Consider the following 17,559-nt stretch of genomic DNA (forward strand, 5'->3'; position numbering starts at 1 on the left):
ACCCTCACTCCCCCTGCTCGAGGCGGTCCAGGGCGGCGGACAGGTCGGTGAGGGCGTCGGCTATCTGTGCCAGCCGCTCGGTACCCAATTCCGCCGCAAGGCGTTTCGCCATGTCGGCATGCTGGGGGTTGATGCGGCGGACGGCATTGTGACCGGCCTCGGTGACGGCGACCAGTTTGGCGCGACGGTGGGCGGGATTGGGGTGGTACTCGGCGAAACCCTTGGCTACCAACAGATCTGCGATGCGTTGCACGCTCTGGCGGGCGAGACCCATCTCCCGGGCGATTCCGGCGACCGGTAACGGCTCGCGCAGGATGGCGCCCAGGACCTGCCACCAAGCCACGGTAATGCCTGCGGGCCGGGCCAATTCTTCTGCGACGGCGAGGAATTGGCCGTTCAGTTTGAACGTGGTGACCGCCGCGGTGGCGAACAGGTCCTGTTCGGTGCGGGTCATCCGCGCGCGGCGGTCTCGGGCACCGCACGGTGCTGCTCGTACTCGGCCAGCGTGTAGAAGCCCTGCGGATCGTTGTCCCCGTAGAGCGCGTACCAGGCGTCGAGCACGTACGGCTCGTAGACATCCAACCGCGCCAGCACCGCCCGCGCGAAGTCGACCGGCCGAGTGCCGGTGGCCGTGATGAGATCTCCGGCCGTCACCGCAGGCTCAGCGACATAGCGCGCGCCGCCCGAATACTCGCTCATGGCAAGGAAACTCGCGTCGTTACTGGTGTGCGCGCGGTCGTCGAGCAGCCCTTCCGACGCCAAACCGAAGGTGGCCCCGCAGATCCCCGCCACGGGCACGCCCGCTGCGAGGAATTCGCGCGCCTTGCGGCCGAAGGCGGCCAGATCGCCCGTGACCCACGTGTCGGCGCCCGGCAGGAGCAGCATCGCACTGTCGGCCGGCGACAGCTCCTCCAGCGTGATATCCGGAACGACCCGCATCCCGCCCGCCGACACGACCGGATCCAGCGTCGCGCCGACCGTCCGCACCTGCCAGGCCCCCGGCTCGCGCTGCCACAGCGGCCGGTTGAGGTGCGCGGTGGCGTGCCCCACCTCCCAATCGGCGAACGTGTCGTAAACGGCCATGTGCACTGTCTTCAGCATGACAGCATGCTGTCATATTCGACAGCATGCTGTCAATGTCTCACGCGCAACACGGCCATCCACAATAGTTCGACTTGTCGAACTAAAGTGTTAGCCTACCCGAACTACTGTCAGCACAGGGCGGCCCACGACCGGCCCGCCCACTCGTTCCGCCGATCGGAGAGCCGCATGACCACACTCGTCGACCGCGTGCACGCGATCAACTGGAACCGCCTGCCCGACCCGCAGGACGCCGCGGTCTGGGATCGGCTGACCGGAAACTTCTGGCTCCCGGAGCGGGTACCGCTGTCCAACGACCTGCACACCTGGGAACAACTCACCGCGACCGAACAACAGCTCACCACAAGGGTTTTCACCGGCCTCACCCTGCTGGACACGGCGCAGGCCACCGTGGGCGCGGTCGCCATGCTGGCCGACGCGATCACCCCGCACGAGGAGGCCGTGCTGACCAACATCGCGTTCATGGAGTCGGTGCACGCCAAGAGCTACAGCTCGATCTTCTCCACGCTGTGCTCGACCCGCCAGATCGATGCCGCCTTCGACTGGTCCGAGGGCAATCCGCACCTGCAGCGCAAGGCACAGATCATCGTCGACTACTACCGCGGCGACGACGCGCTGAAGCGCAAGGCCGCCTCGGTCATGCTGGAATCGTTCCTGTTCTACTCCGGCTTCTTCCTGCCGATGCGCTGGTCGGCACGCGGAAAGCTCACCAACACAGCCGATCTGATCCGGCTCATCATCAGAGACGAAGCGGTGCACGGCTTCTACATCGGCTACAAGTGCCGCCGCGGCCTGGCCGAGCTGTCCGAGGCCGAGCGCACCGACCACCGTGACTACACCTACGAACTGCTACACACGCTGTACGCCAACGAGATCGAGTACGCGCACGACCTCTACGACGAGGTCGGCTGGACCGCGGACGTCCTGCCGTTCATGCGGTTCAACGCCAACCGGGCGCTGGGCAACCTCGGCTACGAGCCCGCATTCGCCTCGGAGGACTGCCGGGTGGATCCGTCGATCCTCGCCGCGCTCGATCCGGGCGCGGGCGAGAACCACGACTTCTTCTCCGGCTCCGGCAGTTCCTACGTCATCGGCAAGCAACAGCAGACCGAGGACGCCGACTGGGACTTCTGATCAGCTCAGCGCCTGTTCCAGATCGCCGAGCAGATCCTCCACGTCCTCCAGGCCGATCGAGATCCGCACCACGCCGTCGGTAATCCCCACGGCCGCACGGCCTTCCGCCCCCATCGCGCGATGCGTGGTGGTGGCCGGATGCGTGATCAGCGTCTTGGCGTCGCCGAGATTGTTGGAGATGTCGACGACCCGCAGCCGGTTCAGCACCTCGAACGCGCGCTTCTTCGCCGCGTCGTCACCGCTGCCGGACGCGAGTTCGAAGGTGACGACGGTACCGCCCGCCGACATCTGTTCGCGCGCCAGCGTGTGCTGCGGATGTGATTGCAGGAAGGGATATTTCGTCCAGGACACGGCGGGATGCCGCTCCAGGAACTCGGCCACCCGCAGCGCCGACTCCGCGGACTGGCGCACCCGCAGCGGCATGGTCTCCAGCCCCTTCAGCAGGGTCCAGGCGTTGAACGCGCTCAGCGCCGGGCCGGTGTGCCGCATGAGATGCTTCACCGGACCGTCGATGTAGTCGTGCGGGCCCAGAATGGCGCCGCCCAGCACCCGGCCCTGGCCGTCGATGTGCTTGGTGCCCGAATACACCACGATGTCGGCGCCCAGATCCAGGCTGCGCTGCAGCAGCGGGGTGGCGAAGACGTTGTCCAGCACCACTTTCGCGCCCGCGGCGTGCGCCAGCTCGGACACCCGCCGGACGTCGACCAAGGTCTGCATCGGGTTGGAGGGCGTCTCGAAGAACACGGCCTGGGTGGGCTGCGACAGCGCCTCCTCCCATTGGTCGAGATCCTCGCCGTCGACGAACACGGTCTCCACGCCCCAGCGCGGCAGGATCTCGTTGCAGACCACGAAACAGGACCCGAACAGGCTGCGCGCCGCCACCAGCCGATCGCCCTCGCCCAGCAGCGCCGCGAGCGCGGTGAAGACGGCCGACATGCCGCTGGCGGTCGCGAAACACGCCTCGGCGCCCTCGATCAGGCGCATCCGCTCCTCGAACATGGCGACCGTCGGGTTGCCGTAGCGCGAGTACACGAAATGCTCGACGTCGCCGGTGAACGCGGCCTCGGCCGCCTCGGCGCTCTCGTACACGAAACCGGAGGACAGGTACAGCGCCTCGGCGGTCTCCTCGAACCCGGACCGCCGCAGCCCGCCGCGCACGCTCAGGGTCGCGGGACCCACGCCCTCGGGCAGCGGCTTGTCGAACGCGCCGCCGGTGATCACGACTGCCGCCACGGGAGTCCGAGGGCGCGCCAGCCCGCGCCGCCGCGATGCCCCTGCGGATCCAGCGGACCCTCGAAGCCCTCGAGCACGTTGAACGACGGTGCGAAACCGGCCGCGGTCGACGCGGTCGCGGCGCCGATGGAGCGCTGCCCCGACCGGCAAAGGAAGATCACGGGGGCGTCGCCGTCCGGATCCCGCTCGGCCAGCACCTGCTTCAGCTGATCGACGAACGCCGCGTTGGGAGCGCCCGTCCCGTCGACCCATTCGATCAACGCCGTCGGCCGATCGATCGAGCTGGTGTCCGGCACCCCGACGAACCGCCACTCGGCCTCGGTCCGCACGTCGATCAGAACCGCATCGGGATTGTCGCGCAATAGATCCCACGCCTGCTTCGGGGTGATGTCGCCCGCATAACTCACTTCTCGCACCTCCTGAGAATCCGCACTTGCCGCACCGTGAGGACACCGGTGCGTGGCCAGGTCGTCACCCGGAGCACCCCACCGCGGAGGAGGGTTGCCGACCAGCGAGCCGGGGCTTCGCGCTGGCGCTCATGACCTGAAATTGAGAGTGCCCGGTCACGAGGTCGCATGTCAAACCTCCGTTCACGGCCGGTCGCAGATCAGCCAGGTGCCGTCGGCACGGGTCAAACTCCAGGTCGACGTGGTTTCGCGGCCGTCGATCCGGCTGGTCACCGCGGCCCGGGCGTGGTCGCCCTCGACGGCCGTGTCGGCGACCTTCACGATCTCGACCTCCTTGCCGACGGCGTCCGGCCCCAGGGGCGAACGGGCGGCGTCGAAGCCGCGGCAGGCGGTCGTGGCGCGGCGGTCGGCATTCGAATCCGCCTGCGCGGTGGCGAAATCGCGCGCCGCGATCGCGACCCGGTCGGTGTCTGTGAGATTCTTCTCAGCCGGCCGGGTCAGCGCGAGCGCGACGATGCCCGCGAGCACCAGCACCGCCACCACCGCGGCCGCCAGGAACGGGACCGGGGACTTGATGCTGTCGCGCTGGTCGATCGGGGTCGGCTCGTCGGCGTCGGTCATGCGTCGATCATCCCTGGTGGGCCGGAGTGCCGCAGATCACATAGGCATTTCCCGGCGGATCCCGGGAATAACGATCACGGCGACCACCGATAGACTCAACAGAATGCCCGGCCCAGGCCGGGTCCGGACCACATCCCGGACAGCAACGAAGCAGCATCGAGCGGATGTCGGATCGGCGGGGTGCGGCCCGGCCCATACGTCAACTTAGCCTAAGCTAAGAAAGACGGCTGAATAACGCGGCTGAGTACATGACGACAGAGTTCTCTACCAGAGGGTGCGCGTAAGAATGACGGAATACAGTGCGACCAACCCACTGCGCATTGCGATCGTGGGCGCCGGACCGGCCGGAATCTACGCCGCCGACGCCCTGATGAAGTCCGATGCCGAGGTGAGCATCGACCTGTACGAGCGGATGCCCGCACCGTTCGGGCTCATTCGCTACGGGGTCGCTCCCGACCATCCGCGCATCAAAGGCATCGTCACCGCACTGCACAAGGTCCTCGACAAGCCGCAGGTGCGGCTGCTCGGCAACATCGACTACGGCACCGACATCACGCTGTCGGACATGCGGCAGTTCTACGACGCGGTGATCTTCTCCACCGGCGCCAACGCCGACCGTGCCCTGCCCGTGCCCGGCATCGATCTGGACGGCTCCTACGGCGCCGCCGACTTCGTCTCCTGGTACGACGGCCACCCCGACGTGCCGCGTTCCTGGCCTCTCGACGCCGAGAAGGTGGCCGTGCTGGGCGTCGGCAACGTCGCGCTCGACGTGGCGCGCGTGCTCGCCAAGACCGGCGACGAACTGCTGCCGACCGAGATCCCGCCGAACGTCTACGAGGGCCTCCAGCACAACAAGGCGCTCGAGGTGCACGTGTTCGGCCGCCGCGGTCCCGCGCAGGCCAAGTTCACGCCGCTGGAGCTGCGCGAGCTGGACCACTCGCCGACCATCGAGGTCATCGTCGACCCCGAGGACATCGACTACGACGAGGGCTCCGAGGCCGCCCGCCGCCACTCCAAGCAGGTCGACATGGTCTGCAACACCCTGGAGCAGTGGGCGATCCGCGACGTCGGCAATCGGCCGCACAAGCTGTTCCTGCACTTCTTCGAATCGCCGCACGAGATCCTCGGCGAGGACGGCAAGGTCGTCGGGCTGCGCACCGAGCGCACCCAGCTCGACGGCACCGGCAACGTGAAGGGCACCGGCGACTACAACGAGTGGGACGTCCAGGCCGTGTACCGGGCCGTCGGCTACCTGTCGCAGAACATCCCGCAGCTGCCCTTCGACGAGCAGGCCGGCACCGTCCCGAACGAGGCGGGCCGGGTGCTCGCCGACGACAACGCCGACGATCCGGCGCAGCGATTCGTGCCCGCCACCTACGTCACCGGCTGGATCAAGCGCGGCCCCGTCGGCCTGATCGGCCACACCAAGGGCGACGCCAACGAGACCATCGCCTGCCTGCTCGACGACGCCGCGAACTTCACCCCCGCCGCCGAGCGCGAGCCGGAGGCCGTGACCACGTGGCTGGAGGAGAAGGGCATCCCGTTCACCACCTGGGCGGGCTGGTACCGGCTGGACGCGCACGAGCGGTCGCTCGGCGAGCCGCAGGGCCGCGAGCGCGTCAAGGTGGTCGAGCGGCACGAGATGCTCGCCGCCAGCGAACCGCACAAAGCCTGAGACAAACGCACGGCCGTTACCACGGCTTACGCATTCGTCACCGTTGTGAGGCATGCTGATCACGTGTTCGATGCCCATGTCCACCTCATCGATCCGCGGTTCCCGCTGAGCGAGAACGAGGGCTACCTGCCGCGGCCCTACACCATCGCCGACTATCGAAAGCGCATGTCGCGCTTCGACATCGACGGTGGCGCCGTGGTCAGCGCGTCGTTCCAGGGCACCGATACCGGCTTCATGCGGGCCGCGCTGGCCGAACTCGGGCCGAACTGGGTGGGTGTGCTGAACCCGGATCCCGATGCCTCCGACGAACAGATCGCCGAGCTGGACCGGGCGGGCGTGCGCGCGCTGCGGTTCAACCTCAAGCGGGCGGCCGGTGACATCGTGACGCTGACCATGGCGGCGCTGCGGGCGCACGACATCGCCGGCTGGCACGTCGAGCTGTACATCGACGGGTCGATGCTGGGTTCGCTGGAACCGGTGATCTCCAAACTGCCGGCGCTGTCGATCGACCACATGGGTATGTCCGACGACTGCCTGCCGTACCTGCTGAACCTGGTCGACCGGGGCGCCCGGGTGAAGGCGTCGGGATTCGGCCGGGTGTCGATGAACGTGGTGTCGGCGATGCGGCGGATCCACACGGTGAACCCCGGCGCGCTGATGTTCGGCTCCGACCTGCCCGGCACCCGCGCCGGTCGGCCGTTCCGGGATTCGGATATCGAACTGATCGCCGATGCCGTCGGCACGGACATGTACAAGGTGCTCGAGGACAACGCCCGCGCCTTCTACCGGCTGCCGGTGAAGGTGCGCGCGGCCCACGAGGAACCCGCGCCCACGCTGCCGATCCGGACCGGGGAGCCGCCGACGCTGCGGCTCGACCGCCGCGATCTACCGAAACCCGCGCCCGCCGATACCGTTCCGCTGCCGGTGATCGAGTAGGCCGCGGGCGGCGGCACCCTGTCGTCGTCACCTCCGACGTTATTGTCATACTGACAATACCGGGCTGTGCTCCGGTAGAACGGGATCGACGACGAACCGAGGTAGGGCGTGAGCACTCCATCCGCAGCCACGAAGCAGGGCCCGCTGGCGGGCATCCGAGTTGTTGAACTGGCCGGCATCGGCCCCGGCCCGCACGCGGCGCTGCTGCTCGCGGATCTGGGCGCCGACGTGGTGCGGGTGCAGCGGCCCGGCATGCTGCCGGGGTTCATGGAGCGCCCGCAGTGGCGTGGCCGCACGATCGTCGAGGCCAATCTCAAGGACGCCGCCGACATCGAGCGGGTGCTGGGCCTGATCGAGAAGGCCGATGTGCTGATCGAGGGCTTCCGGCCGGGCGTCACCGAGCGCATGGGCCTGGGCCCCGACGCGGCCCTGGAACGCAACCCGCGCCTGGTGTACGGCCGCATGACCGGGTGGGGCCAGCACGGCCCGCTCGCCGACCGCGCGGGCCACGACATCAACTACATCTCGCTGACCGGCGTGCTGAACGCCATCGGCCGCAAAGGTGAGCGGCCGGTGCCGCCTCTGAACATGGTCGGCGACTTCGGCGGGGGCTCGATGTTCCTGGTGTTCGGCATCCTGGCGGCGCTGGTGGAGCGGCAGAGTTCCGGTAAGGGGCAGGTCATCGATGCCGCGATGATCGACGGTGCGCTGTCGCTGTCGCACATGATCTGGGGCATGCGCGGGGTGGGCCTGTGGTCCGACGAGCGCGGCACCAACCTCCTCGACACCGGCATGGCGTTCTACGACACCTATGAGACCTCCGACGGCAAATACATGGCGGTCGGCTGCATCGAGCCCCAGTTCTACGCCGAGTTCCTGAAGGGCCTCGAGATCGAGCCCGAGGGCCTGCCCGCGCAGATCGACCCGAACGGCCAGGATCAACTGCGCAAGCTGTTCACGGAGAAGTTCAAGACGAAGACCCGCGACGAGTGGGCGGCCGTCTTCGACGGCACCGACGCCTGCGTCACCCCGGTCCTCACGCTCACCGAGGCGACCGCGAACGAGCACATCACCGCCCGCGAGTCGCTGGTGGAGATCGACGGTGTCGTGCAGCACGCCCCGGCCCCCCGGTTCTCCCGCACGCCGGGCGGCATTCCCACCCCGCCGCCGTCGGAGGCCACGCCGATCGAACAGGTCTGGGCATAGCGATCTTCCAGTTGCTTTGCGGCTGAGGGACTTCGGGCTGCGCGCCTGCGGGGACATTCCGGGACCCTCTAGGCTGCGAGAGTCGCCGATCCACAGGGGGAGCCGCAAATGGTCGATCCGTATCGGGCCGGGATGTCGGGACCGCCCCCACATCCCGGCCACCCGGTGCCGCAGCAGATGCCTTGGGCGCCGCCCCCTCCGGCGTATCCGGCGACACCCCGGACGAGTCGACGATCCGCCGCGACCGTGGTGGCGCTCGTCGCGTTGATCTCGACCGTGGTCGCGGATATCGCCGAGCCTTTCGTGGTGTCGGCTCGGCGCTGGCCCTACGATTCCGATCTTTCGCTGGTGGCCCTGGCCGTGGCGGCCCTGACGGCCGTGACGGGGACGGTCATGCTGCTGGTGAAAGACCAGCCGACGGCGCGAACGCTGGCAGGGCTCGGCACCGGCGGATTGTTCCTGCATGCCGCAATAATGTTGATCGGCGGAAGCCGAGGGTGGTCGCCCGACGGGGGGCTCGAGGAGGCTCTCGAGGGCGGCCGATGGCTCATCGTCCTGGCGTTCCTGACGAATCTGGCTGCCGTTGTCGCACTACTGCTACCCGTACCCTCGGCGTCGCCACGGCCGGCGCCTTACCGGCCGACGAGCCCACCGCCCGGTGTGCCGCCGTGGCCGCAGGGCGGGCCCGGACCGGGAGCACAACCCTTCCCCGGAGCCGCGCAATTCCCAATGCCGCCCAACACTCTGCCGCCCGACGCCGCGGGTTCGCCGCCCACCCCGCCGATCCCGCCGAGCTGACAGCGGATGGCATGGTCGGTTGACCAATTGCAGGCGTGTGGTCGTCCGGGCCGTTGATAGCAGGTGAACATTCGCCCTGGATCTGGCACGGTCTGTTCGGGCTTGGTTCGCGCCGCCCACGATCGCTGAGGCACTAAAGTAATTCGCATGCCTCGGAATTGGCCGATGATCGAACGCGGGAACGAACTCGAGTCGATCCGCGCGGCACTCACCGGTACCGAATTCGTCGGCGCCGTGCTGACCGGCGACGCCGGCGTCGGGAAGACGACGCTGGCGCGCCAGGCGACGGCCGCGGTGGGCGGGAACATCAGATGGGTGGCGGGGACCGAATCCGCCCGCAGCATCCCGCTCGGCGTGTTCGCCCACATGGTCGGCGTCTACACCGCGCACGATCCGGTGACGTTCATGGCCGCGGCGCGCGAGGCGCTGCTGGCCGACGGGCACACCATCATCGGTGTCGACGACGCCCACCTGCTGGACCAGTTGTCGGCGACGCTGCTGCTGCAGCTGGCCATCGACAAGGCGGCGCGCATCGTGTGCACCGTGCGCAGCGGGGTGCAGGTGCCCGACGCGGTGACCTCGCTGTGGAAAGACGGCCACCTGCTGCGAATCGACCTGTCCCCCTTCAGCGAACGGCAGAGCGTCGAACTCGTCGAGTCGATGCTCGGCGGGCAGCTGGAGGGCTTCACCGCCAACCTGATGTGGGAGTCGTCGGGCGGAAATGCCCTGTTCCTAAGGCATTTGGTGGAGGGCGCGCTGGAAGTCGGCACGCTGAAGCAGGTCAACGGCGTGTGGCAGCTGCGCGGGCGGGCCGCCGTCACCTCGGAATTGGCTGCGCTGCTGGAGGATCGGGTCGAGCAGTTGCCCGAGGACGTGCTGCGGGTGCTGGAGCTGCTCACCTTCTGCGAGCCGATCGATCTGGACGTGCTCGCCGAGCTGGCGGGTGAGGAAGCGGTCGAGGCGGCCGAAACCCGTGGGCTGGTAAGGATTGTCGAGAATTCCCACCAGCTGCTGGTGCGCTACAACCATCCGCTGTTCGGCGAGGTGATCCGGCGGCGGCTGGGCATCGCGTCGGCCCGCCGGTTGCGCGGGCGGCTGTACTCGTCGCTGCGGGAGCGGCCGATCAAATCCGCGTCCGATCGCATCCGTCTCGCCGAATTGGCTTTGGACAGCGACAAATCCGCCGATCTGGAACTGTTCGAGGCGGCGGCCGCGGACGCCATCGGGCTGGCCAACATCCCGCTCGGCGAGCGGTTCGCCCGCGCGGCCGTGGAGCGCCGCGGCGGTGTCGAGTCCGCCGATCTGCTCGCCCGCGCGCTGCTCTACCAGGGGCACCGCATCGAGGCCGAGCGCACCCTGGCCAGCTTCGACCCGGACCAGCTCAACGAGCTGCAACTGGTGCGCTGGGGCAGCACCCGGGTGTCCAACCTGCTGTGGTCGATGGGCGACGCCGACCGCGCCGACGAGGTGCTGGCCCTGGTGCGCGACAAGGTCGCGCATCCGAAGCTGGCGCTGACGCTGCGGGGGCTGTCGTCCGCGTGCGCGGTCAACGAAAACCGTTTGGAGGACGCCTTCATCGACGCCGACACGGTGATGTCGGATGGCGAATCGCCGCCGTGGGCGGTGTGGTGGGCGTCGTTCGGCGGCGGCTTGGCACTGGCGCTGATGGGTCGCGGCGAGGCGGCCCGCACCTACGCGGCCCGCGGGCACGAGGTCGAATCGCACATCGACGGCCTGAACCGGTTCATGTCCACGCACGCCGAGGTGCTGGCGCTGACCTTCACCGGAGATCTGGAGGCCGCCCAGCGGTGCGCCTCGTCGCACTTCGGCTATTCGGCGCCCGGTCAGTACCTGGCCTGGGGGCTGTCGAAGATCTTGCAGGGCACCGTGGATGTCGCCCGGGGGCGGTTCCCCGACGGAGTCGAGAATCTCGAGCAGGCCCTGGCCGCGCTGACCGCCGAGGGCGCCGCGGCGTGGATGTTCCCCGCGAGAGTGCGTCTGGCGGAAGCGTATTCGGCGCTCGGCCGGGCTGCCGAGGCCAAGGAGGTCATCACCGAGGCCGATCGCCGCGGCGGGCGGCACTCCGCGGTGTACGAACCGCAACTCGACATCGCCCGCGCCTGGCAGGCCGCCGCCGAGGGCACCGTCACCCCGGCCGTCCGGCTGGCCATCGCGGCCGCCGACGGCGCCGCCCGCTCCAACCAGCACGCCATCGAGGCCATGGCGCTGCACACCGCGGCCCGCTTCGGCGACCACAGCGTGGCCGGGCGGCTGGCGGACATCGCGGCCCGCATCGACGGTCGGCTGGTCCAGGCCCAGGCCCGGCACGCGGTCGCGGTCGCCTCCAACGACGGCCCCGGTTTGGACTCCGCCGCAGCGGAATTCGAGGCGATCGGGTCGCTGCTGTCCGCGGCGGACGCGGCGGCGCAGGCGGCCTCGGCGCACGAGCGGTCCGGCGACCGACGACGCCTGCTGGAGTCGGCGGCGACCGCGAATCGGTTGGCGGCGGCGTGCGGCGGGGCCAGTACCCCGGCGTTGCGGCAGTCCGCGCAGCCGTTGCCGCTGACCGCCCGCGAGCGCGAGATCGCCAATCTGGTCGCGGCGGGGCTGACCAACCGGCAGATCGCCGACCGGCTCACCGTCTCGGTCCGGACCGTCGAGGGCCACCTCTACCGCGCCTGCATCAAGCTCGACGTAACCGACCGCGAGGCGCTGGCCGAACTCATGCGCGGTGAGCCGCCCAGCGGCAAGCAGCGTGGCTGACGCGGCGCGGGCTGTGCGTGATTCGAAACTCGAGGTTTGACCCGGCGGATCGGTGGGCATAAGCCGTTGCGCCCGCTACGATCTGGGCGGGCGGCAGTGGTCGCCGCCCCGCAGCAGCGGATAAGGGTGGTGCATCGACGTGATACGTCGTAACCGCAACGTGAAGGCGGTAATTCGGGTCGGACTGGCCGCGTTGCCCGTGGCCGTCGCACTGGCCTGCGCGGGCGCGCCCGCCGCCGTGGCAGGACCGGTGCAGCCGGGCGTGACGACCCCGAAGCAACCCACCGAGCCGAGCACCGACGAGCCCGCCGACTTCCGTTCGGCCGCACCGCAGAACACCGCCCCGGCCCCACAGGCCAAGCCGCGCCCGGAAAAGAAGCCGGACCAACCCCCGGCCTCCGAACCTCCCGCACCCCGCAGCGTCCGAATCGGCGAATTCAGCGCCCCGGTCCCCGACGCCGTCCCCAGCGAACTGGTCGACGGCGTGAACCGCACCACCGAGGGCATCCAGAACGCCCTCACCCCCGGCACTCCCCCACCCGCGAAGTAGCCCGGCCCGCCGGGAAAGCACGCTCGTCATCTCGGCATGTTCTGGCGGGAACCACGCTCCCTCAGCTGGATACCCGCCGAAAGCATGCCGGAATGGCGGAGGCTGGGTGCGGGCGTCCGCTCAGAAGAGGGTGGGTTCGCCGAAGCCTGGGGTGCGTTCGATTTCGAGTAGGCGTTGTTTGGTGGTGAGGCCGCCGGGGGCGGAGAAGCCGTGCAGGGCGTGGTCGGCGGCGAGGACGCGGTGGCAGGGGACGATCAGGGGGATGGGGTTGTGGCCCAAGGCTTGTCCGACCGCCTGGGCGGCGCCGGGGGCGCCGATTCGCGCGGCGACCTGGCCGTAGCTCAGGGTGCGGCCGGGGTCGATGGCGCGGGTGATGTCGTAGACCGCGCGGTGGAATTCGGGGCTTTCGTTCTGGTCCAACGGGATCCAGCGCAGATCGTCCAGGGCGCCGCACAGATGTGCCCGGACACCCGCGACGGCCTCGGCCATCGGCCCGGACGGCTCCTCCTCGCGCACGCCGGAACCGCGACCCAGCAACCGGGACCGGGTAGCGGCGGTGGTGGCCTCGGGGAGCAGGAACCGCACCACACCGATGTCGGTCCACGCGATCGCGCAGGCGCCGATCACGGTATCGAAGAGCGCCCCGGCAACGGGCCGGTCCGAACGCAGCATGTGCCCAGTGTGCACCGTCGCACCGACAGCTACCGTCGGCGTTCACCGGCCGTCTCCGATTCGCGATGCGCCCGGATGGCGGTCAGCTCCGCGTACTGCCGCCGATCGTCGCCATAGGCCATAGGCCATGGACCAGTCGGCCATCGGTGCGTGCGGACGATATCGCTCGAACAGTTCGGCGGTGCGATCGGCACGCCGGGATGCGTACCGATACACCATGACCGCGAAGATCACGACGACTGCCAGGGAAGCGAGGAAGGAGAGCATAGCCCCAGCGTGCGACCAACTGGACCCGCATCAAATATCCACTGACTCGATACTGGCTCGATTTCCGCGGCGACTGGAAAACCGAGGGGAGACCGGCTCGGGATGGCACCGCCCGATACGCGCCTCACCCCAATCCGTGAGCGAATGCCGGGCCCGCAGCGCCGCCTGCCGGAATGCCTCGCGCTCACCCGGCCGCGGCGCGTAATCGCGCACCGCGGCGGCCAGCACCACGACGACAATGCCGATCAGGAGAAGTGCGGTCATGGCCTCCAGCGTGGGCCGCGCTGGACTTGAAATACATAGCCAATATCGCAATACTGGCCTGCATGGCATTACGTGTGATCAGCGCGGCCACTCTGACCCGCGACCTGGGCCGCTGGCGGCACGACGATTCCGAGCCCGGCTCCGCCGCGCGGCGCACCTCCCGTCCGGCGTATCTCGCACTGGCGGAGAGCATCCGGCTGCTGATCCACGACGGCCGCGCGCCCCTGGGCGTCGCCCTGCCCAGCGAGCGCGACCTGGCCACCGCCCTCGGCGTCAGTCGCACCACCGTCACCTCGGCGTACGCGCTGCTGCGGGAGAACGGCTACCTGATCAGCCGCCAGGGTTCGCGGAGCACGGTCGCGCTGCCCGCCGGTGTCACCCACGACGGCACCAAGCCCGCGCGCAGCATCCTCGCGATGATGTCCCCGAACGAGCTGCCCGCCATCGACCTGACCTACGCCGCGATGTCCGCTCCGCCGGAGATGGGCGACGCGTATTCCGCGGCGCTGCAAGGCCTTCCGATCTACCTCGGCACGCACGGCATGGACCCGGTCGGCGTGCTGCCGCTGCGCGAGGCGATCGCGCGCCGCTATACCGAGCGCGGCCTGCCCACCGACCCGGACCAGATTCTGGTCACCCTCGGCGCCCAGCACGGCCTGCGGCTGCTGTTGAACGTGCTCACCGCGCCGGCCGAGCGAGTCCTCATCGACCATCCCACCTACCCCAACGCGATCGAGGCGATCCGCGACGTCGGCGCCCGGCCCGTGCCCGTGCCGCTGCGTCCGGAGCGCCCCGGCGCCGCCTGGGATCTCGACGGAATCCGCAGTGCCGCACGGCAAACCGCGGCCAGCACCGCCTACCTCGTACCCGATTTCAACAACCCGACCGGGCTGCTGATGAATGCCGAGAGCCGGGCCGAACTGGCCGCCATCGCCCGCGAGACCCGGATGACGGTGATCGTCGACGAATCCATGGTGGACCAGCAGCTCGAGGGTGAAAACCCGCCGCCCGCAGCCGCTTTCGCGCGCGGGCCGGAGATCGTCACGATCGGGTCGGCGTCGAAGTCGTTCTGGGGCGGCCTGCGCGTGGGCTGGGTACGGGCCAATCAGACGCTGATCACGAAGCTGCTCGGCACCCGGTCGACGGTCGACCTCGGCACCCCCGTGATGGACCAGCTGGCCACCGTGTATCTGCTCGAGCACGCCGAGACCATCCTGGCCCGCCGCCGCGACCAACTGCGCAGCCGCCGCGAGACGCTGCTGAGCACGCTGGCCGAGGAACTGCCGGACTGGCGCGCGGTGCCCGGCGTCGGCGGCATGTCCCTGTGGGTCCAGTTGCCCGCCCCGGTTTCGACGGCGCTCGCCGCCACCGCCCCGAATCACGGCGTATTGCTCGCGGCCGGACCACGTTTCGGCGTGCAGGGCGCCTTCGAGCGTTTCCTGCGCCTGCCGTTCACCCGGGAGGAATCGGACCTGCGCCTGGGAGTGAAGGCCGTCGCCGCCGCCTACGCCGCCCTCACCCCGCACGCCGCCGATCCGCTGGCCCCGCTCACCTGCTACTAGCCGGGCCGGTGCCCGTCTCCAGCGCTCCACCGGCGGCACGCCAGTCGACGAGCCCGCCGGACATGTTCTTGGCCTCGAAGCCGTACTCGATGAGCAGGTTGGCGGCGCCGTAGGACCGCAGACCGCCGGTGCAGAAGGTGATCAGAAGCCGATCGTCGGGCAGGTCCCCGCATCCGTCCGCCAGCTGTTCCAAGGGTAGGTGGACCGCGCCGGGGATATGGGTGCGGTTCCATTCGAATTGCCGGCGCACATCCACGATCAGCGCCCCGGCGCGGACGGCGTCGATCGCCTCCGCGGCCGAGACGGACGGTGCGCGATACAGGTAGTGCCGAATCCCCACGGATCTGTCCTCACTTCGTCGGTCGACATTCGGCTCCGGTCGAGGCGCCACCTCCCGCGACTTCGCTCGGGCGTCGACCATCACCGACCTTCAGCCTAGCTGAAGGTCCGGCCCGAAGATGCTGTGAGCCTTGCCCTCCGATCGGTCGGCACAGCGGATACGTCGCACAGCACGCCCAGGGACGGGTAATCCGGAATGGCGCGGTAGTCCGGCAACGCACAGTGTTTCGGCGGACTGTGCCGGAGGGAAGGTCAGCCCAGTACGTCGTGCCGGACGATGGTTTCGTCGCGGCCGGGGCCGACGCCGATGCAGGAGATGCGGCTCCCGGAGAGTTCCTCCAGGCGGAGCACGTAGGCCTGGGCGTTGGCCGGGAGGTCCGCGAAGGTGCGGGCGCCGGAGATGTCCTCCCACCAACCGGGCATTTCCTCGTAGATGGGCCGGGCGTGGTGGAACTCGGTCTGTGTGGTCGGCATCTGCTCGACGCGCTCGCCGTCGATCTCGTAGGCGACGCAGATCGGCACCCGGTCCAGGCTGGACAGCACGTCCAGCTTGGTGAGGAAGTAGTCGGTGATGCCGTTGACGCGGGTGGCGTAGCGGGCGATGACCGCGTCGAACCAGCCGGTGCGCCGCGCGCGGCCGGTGGTCACGCCCACCTCGCCGCCGGTCTTGGCCAGGTACTCGCCGGACTGGTCGAACAGCTCGGTCGGGAACGGGCCGGAGCCGACCCGCGTGGTGTACGCCTTGAGGATGCCCAGCACCGCCCCGATCTTGTTGGGCCCGATACCCGATCCCACCGCCGCACCCCCGGCCGTGGGGTTGGAGGAGGTGACGTACGGATAGGTGCCGTGGTCGACGTCGAGCAGCGTGCCCTGCGAGCCCTCGAGCAGCACGGTCTCGCCGCCCTCCAGGGCCTGGTTCAGCAACAGCCGGGTGTCGCTGATGCGGTGCTTGAAGCCCTCCGCCTGGGTCAGCACCTCGTCGACCACCTGCTGCGGGTCGAGGGCGCGGCGGTTGTAGATCTTGACCAGCACCTGGTTCTTGAATTCCAGCGCCGCCTCGACCTTCTGGGTGAGGATCTTCTCGTCCAGCAGATCGGCGACCCGCACGCCCACCCGCGCCACCTTGTCCTGGTAGCAGGGTCCGATGCCGCGCCCGGTCGTGCCGATCTTCTTGTTCCCGAGAAAGCGTTCGGTGACCTTATCGATGGCCACGTGATACGGCATGATCAGATGCGCGTCGGCCGAGAGCAGCAGCCGCGAGGTGTCCACACCGCGATCCTCCAGCCCCGCCAGTTCCTCCAGCAGCACCCCCGGATCGACAACCACCCCGTTGCCGATCACATTGGTCACCCCCGGGCTGAGAATCCCCGACGGGATGAGATGCAGCGCGAAGTTGTCCCCATTGGGCAGCACCACGGTATGACCGGCATTGTTGCCGCCCTGATAGCGCACAACCCATTGGACTCGACCGCCGAGCAAGTCGGTAGCTTTGCCCTTACCCTCGTCGCCCCATTGGGCGCCGATCAGGACGATTGCCGGCATGTGGAGTCTCCTACGGTTAGACGCGCAGCGTCCACGACGCTGCAGCTACCTGCCGTTTCCGAGGCGGTGGCCGGGAGCACAGTCTAATGGATGCCACCTCGCCCCCTCCCGAGCCGACGCGCCCACTGTGGCCCGCACCACACACCCCCACCGGATACGAACCGCCCCAACACCTTTCACCCCCCACCCACCCCACCCATGACGCAAATCACACCAAGACCAGCACAAATACAAGATCGAACACCCACAACCCGAAGAACCTCACCATCACGCAACCCCACCCCGACCCCACAAAACACAAACCCGAAAAGACCACCAAGCCCCCCCATCACGCAACCCACCCCCCGCCCTACGAAACACAACCCAAAAGCACCCCCAAGCCCCCCCCCACCCCCCACCCCCCCCCCCCCCCCAAAACACAAAACCAAAAGCCCCCCCCCCCCCCCCCGACAGCCACCCCCCCCCGGTTTGGGGCCGGCCGCGGTTTAT

17 protein-coding genes and 1 riboswitch are annotated in these 17,559 nt (G+C 69.0%); of the genes, 8 read left to right on the forward strand and 9 right to left on the reverse strand.

The features are described from left to right. Positions 1 to 4: 4 nt before the first annotated feature. Both QH470_RS14040 and QH470_RS14045 read right to left on the reverse strand, forming a co-directional pair. A complete protein-coding gene (locus QH470_RS14040; protein ID WP_280272782.1) occupies positions 5 to 454 on the reverse strand; it encodes a MarR family winged helix-turn-helix transcriptional regulator in 450 nt (149 codons plus the stop codon). Further along, entirely contained in the window at positions 451 to 1,101 is a 651-nt protein-coding gene (locus QH470_RS14045) for a DJ-1/PfpI family protein (protein ID WP_280272783.1), read from the reverse strand. The genes QH470_RS14040 and QH470_RS14045 overlap by 4 nt, the downstream gene beginning before the upstream one ends. 168 nt (positions 1,102 to 1,269) lie before the next feature. Here QH470_RS14045 and nrdF point away from each other — a divergent pair, with 168 nt between their 5' ends. Beyond that, a complete protein-coding gene (gene nrdF / locus QH470_RS14050) occupies positions 1,270 to 2,235 on the forward strand; it encodes a class 1b ribonucleoside-diphosphate reductase subunit beta (protein ID WP_280272784.1) in 966 nt (321 codons plus the stop codon). Here the strand turns inward: nrdF and QH470_RS14055 are convergent, their stop codons facing one another. The 3 genes from QH470_RS14055 to QH470_RS14065 form a co-directional block, all read right to left on the reverse strand. Beyond that, positions 2,236 to 3,456 (reverse strand): O-succinylhomoserine sulfhydrylase, encoded by a 1,221-nt coding sequence (locus tag QH470_RS14055; RefSeq protein ID WP_280272800.1) that lies wholly within the window; start codon positions 3,454 to 3,456, stop codon positions 2,236 to 2,238. Beyond that, entirely contained in the window at positions 3,453 to 3,875 is a 423-nt protein-coding gene (locus tag QH470_RS14060; protein WP_280272785.1) for a rhodanese-like domain-containing protein, read from the reverse strand. Before QH470_RS14060 ends, QH470_RS14055 begins: the two co-directional genes overlap by 4 nt. Before the next feature lie 17 nt (positions 3,876 to 3,892). Then, a riboswitch (SAM riboswitch) is annotated at positions 3,893 to 4,012 on the reverse strand. Positions 4,013 to 4,058: 46 nt separating this feature from the next. Continuing rightward, positions 4,059 to 4,496 carry an Rv0361 family membrane protein gene (locus tag QH470_RS14065; protein WP_280272786.1) on the reverse strand — a complete coding sequence of 146 codons (438 nt, stop codon included), beginning with the start codon at positions 4,494 to 4,496 and terminating at the stop codon, positions 4,059 to 4,061. Between the two features lie 286 nt (positions 4,497 to 4,782). On the opposite strand from QH470_RS14065, the gene QH470_RS14070 reads away from it, so the two are divergent. The 6 genes from QH470_RS14070 (at position 4,783) to QH470_RS14095 (ending at position 12,424) form a co-directional block, all read left to right on the forward strand. Next, positions 4,783 to 6,171, forward strand: coding sequence for an FAD-dependent oxidoreductase (locus QH470_RS14070; protein WP_280272787.1), 1,389 nt, complete (start codon positions 4,783 to 4,785; stop codon positions 6,169 to 6,171). Positions 6,172 to 6,234: 63 nt separating this feature from the next. Further along, the gene (locus tag QH470_RS14075) at positions 6,235 to 7,107 is read left to right on the forward strand and encodes an amidohydrolase family protein (RefSeq protein WP_280272788.1); all 873 of its coding nucleotides are present in this window, start codon (positions 6,235 to 6,237) and stop codon (positions 7,105 to 7,107) included. Positions 7,108 to 7,215: 108 nt separating this feature from the next. Further along, positions 7,216 to 8,313, forward strand: a complete 1,098-nt coding sequence (locus QH470_RS14080) for a CaiB/BaiF CoA transferase family protein (RefSeq protein WP_280272789.1) — start codon at positions 7,216 to 7,218, stop codon at positions 8,311 to 8,313. Positions 8,314 to 8,421: 108 nt separating this feature from the next. Next, positions 8,422 to 9,111 carry a hypothetical protein gene (locus QH470_RS14085; protein WP_280272790.1) on the forward strand — a complete coding sequence of 230 codons (690 nt, stop codon included), beginning with the start codon at positions 8,422 to 8,424 and terminating at the stop codon, positions 9,109 to 9,111. A 147-nt stretch (positions 9,112 to 9,258) separates the two neighbouring features. Then, positions 9,259 to 11,874: a helix-turn-helix transcriptional regulator gene (locus QH470_RS14090; RefSeq protein WP_280272791.1), complete on the forward strand. Its 2,616-nt coding sequence runs from the start codon at positions 9,259 to 9,261 to the stop codon at positions 11,872 to 11,874. Between the two features lie 139 nt (positions 11,875 to 12,013). Beyond that, complete coding sequence (locus QH470_RS14095) at positions 12,014 to 12,424, forward strand: hypothetical protein (protein ID WP_280272792.1); 411 nt, start codon at positions 12,014 to 12,016, stop codon at positions 12,422 to 12,424. Positions 12,425 to 12,544: 120 nt separating this feature from the next. Here QH470_RS14095 and QH470_RS14100 read toward each other — a convergent pair whose 3' ends face one another. Together QH470_RS14100 and QH470_RS14105 are read right to left on the reverse strand one after the other, a co-directional pair. After that, positions 12,545 to 13,096: a methylated-DNA--[protein]-cysteine S-methyltransferase gene (locus tag QH470_RS14100; RefSeq protein ID WP_280272794.1), complete on the reverse strand. Its 552-nt coding sequence runs from the start codon at positions 13,094 to 13,096 to the stop codon at positions 12,545 to 12,547. A 297-nt stretch (positions 13,097 to 13,393) separates the two neighbouring features. Continuing rightward, positions 13,394 to 13,627 (reverse strand): hypothetical protein, encoded by a 234-nt coding sequence (locus QH470_RS14105; RefSeq protein ID WP_280272795.1) that lies wholly within the window; start codon positions 13,625 to 13,627, stop codon positions 13,394 to 13,396. 62 nt (positions 13,628 to 13,689) lie between these two features. On the opposite strand from QH470_RS14105, the gene yczR reads away from it, so the two are divergent. Next, positions 13,690 to 15,189: a MocR-like transcription factor YczR gene (yczR, locus tag QH470_RS14110; RefSeq protein ID WP_280272796.1), complete on the forward strand. Its 1,500-nt coding sequence runs from the start codon at positions 13,690 to 13,692 to the stop codon at positions 15,187 to 15,189. Here the strand turns inward: yczR and QH470_RS14115 are convergent. Next, a complete protein-coding gene (locus QH470_RS14115; protein ID WP_280272797.1) occupies positions 15,176 to 15,529 on the reverse strand; it encodes a rhodanese-like domain-containing protein in 354 nt (117 codons plus the stop codon). The genes yczR and QH470_RS14115 overlap by 14 nt on opposite strands. A gap of 251 nt (positions 15,530 to 15,780) precedes the next feature. Beyond that, a complete protein-coding gene (locus QH470_RS14120) occupies positions 15,781 to 17,070 on the reverse strand; it encodes an adenylosuccinate synthase (protein WP_280272798.1) in 1,290 nt (429 codons plus the stop codon). Between the last annotated feature and the right edge of the window lie 489 nt (positions 17,071 to 17,559).

Source organism: Nocardia wallacei, from assembly GCF_029868745.1.
In the GTDB taxonomy this organism is placed as follows: domain Bacteria; phylum Actinomycetota; class Actinomycetes; order Mycobacteriales; family Mycobacteriaceae; genus Nocardia; species Nocardia wallacei_B.

Coding starts and splice junctions, on each gene's coding strand:
- QH470_RS14065 (WP_280272786.1), bottom strand. CDS start 4,496: ATGACCGACGCCGACGAGCCGACCCCGATCGACCAGCGCGACAGCATC.
- yczR (WP_280272796.1), top strand. CDS start 13,690: ATGGCATTACGTGTGATCAGCGCGGCCACTCTGACCCGCGACCTGGGC.
- QH470_RS14090 (WP_280272791.1), top strand. CDS start 9,259: ATGCCTCGGAATTGGCCGATGATCGAACGCGGGAACGAACTCGAGTCG.
- QH470_RS14100 (WP_280272794.1), bottom strand. CDS start 13,096: ATGCTGCGTTCGGACCGGCCCGTTGCCGGGGCGCTCTTCGATACCGTG.
- QH470_RS14105 (WP_280272795.1), bottom strand. CDS start 13,627: ATGACCGCACTTCTCCTGATCGGCATTGTCGTCGTGGTGCTGGCCGCC.
- QH470_RS14070 (WP_280272787.1), top strand. CDS start 4,783: ATGACGGAATACAGTGCGACCAACCCACTGCGCATTGCGATCGTGGGC.
- QH470_RS14040 (WP_280272782.1), bottom strand. CDS start 454: ATGACCCGCACCGAACAGGACCTGTTCGCCACCGCGGCGGTCACCACG.
- QH470_RS14045 (WP_280272783.1), bottom strand. CDS start 1,101: ATGCTGAAGACAGTGCACATGGCCGTTTACGACACGTTCGCCGATTGG.
- nrdF (WP_280272784.1), top strand. CDS start 1,270: ATGACCACACTCGTCGACCGCGTGCACGCGATCAACTGGAACCGCCTG.
- QH470_RS14085 (WP_280272790.1), top strand. CDS start 8,422: ATGGTCGATCCGTATCGGGCCGGGATGTCGGGACCGCCCCCACATCCC.
- QH470_RS14120 (WP_280272798.1), bottom strand. CDS start 17,070: ATGCCGGCAATCGTCCTGATCGGCGCCCAATGGGGCGACGAGGGTAAG.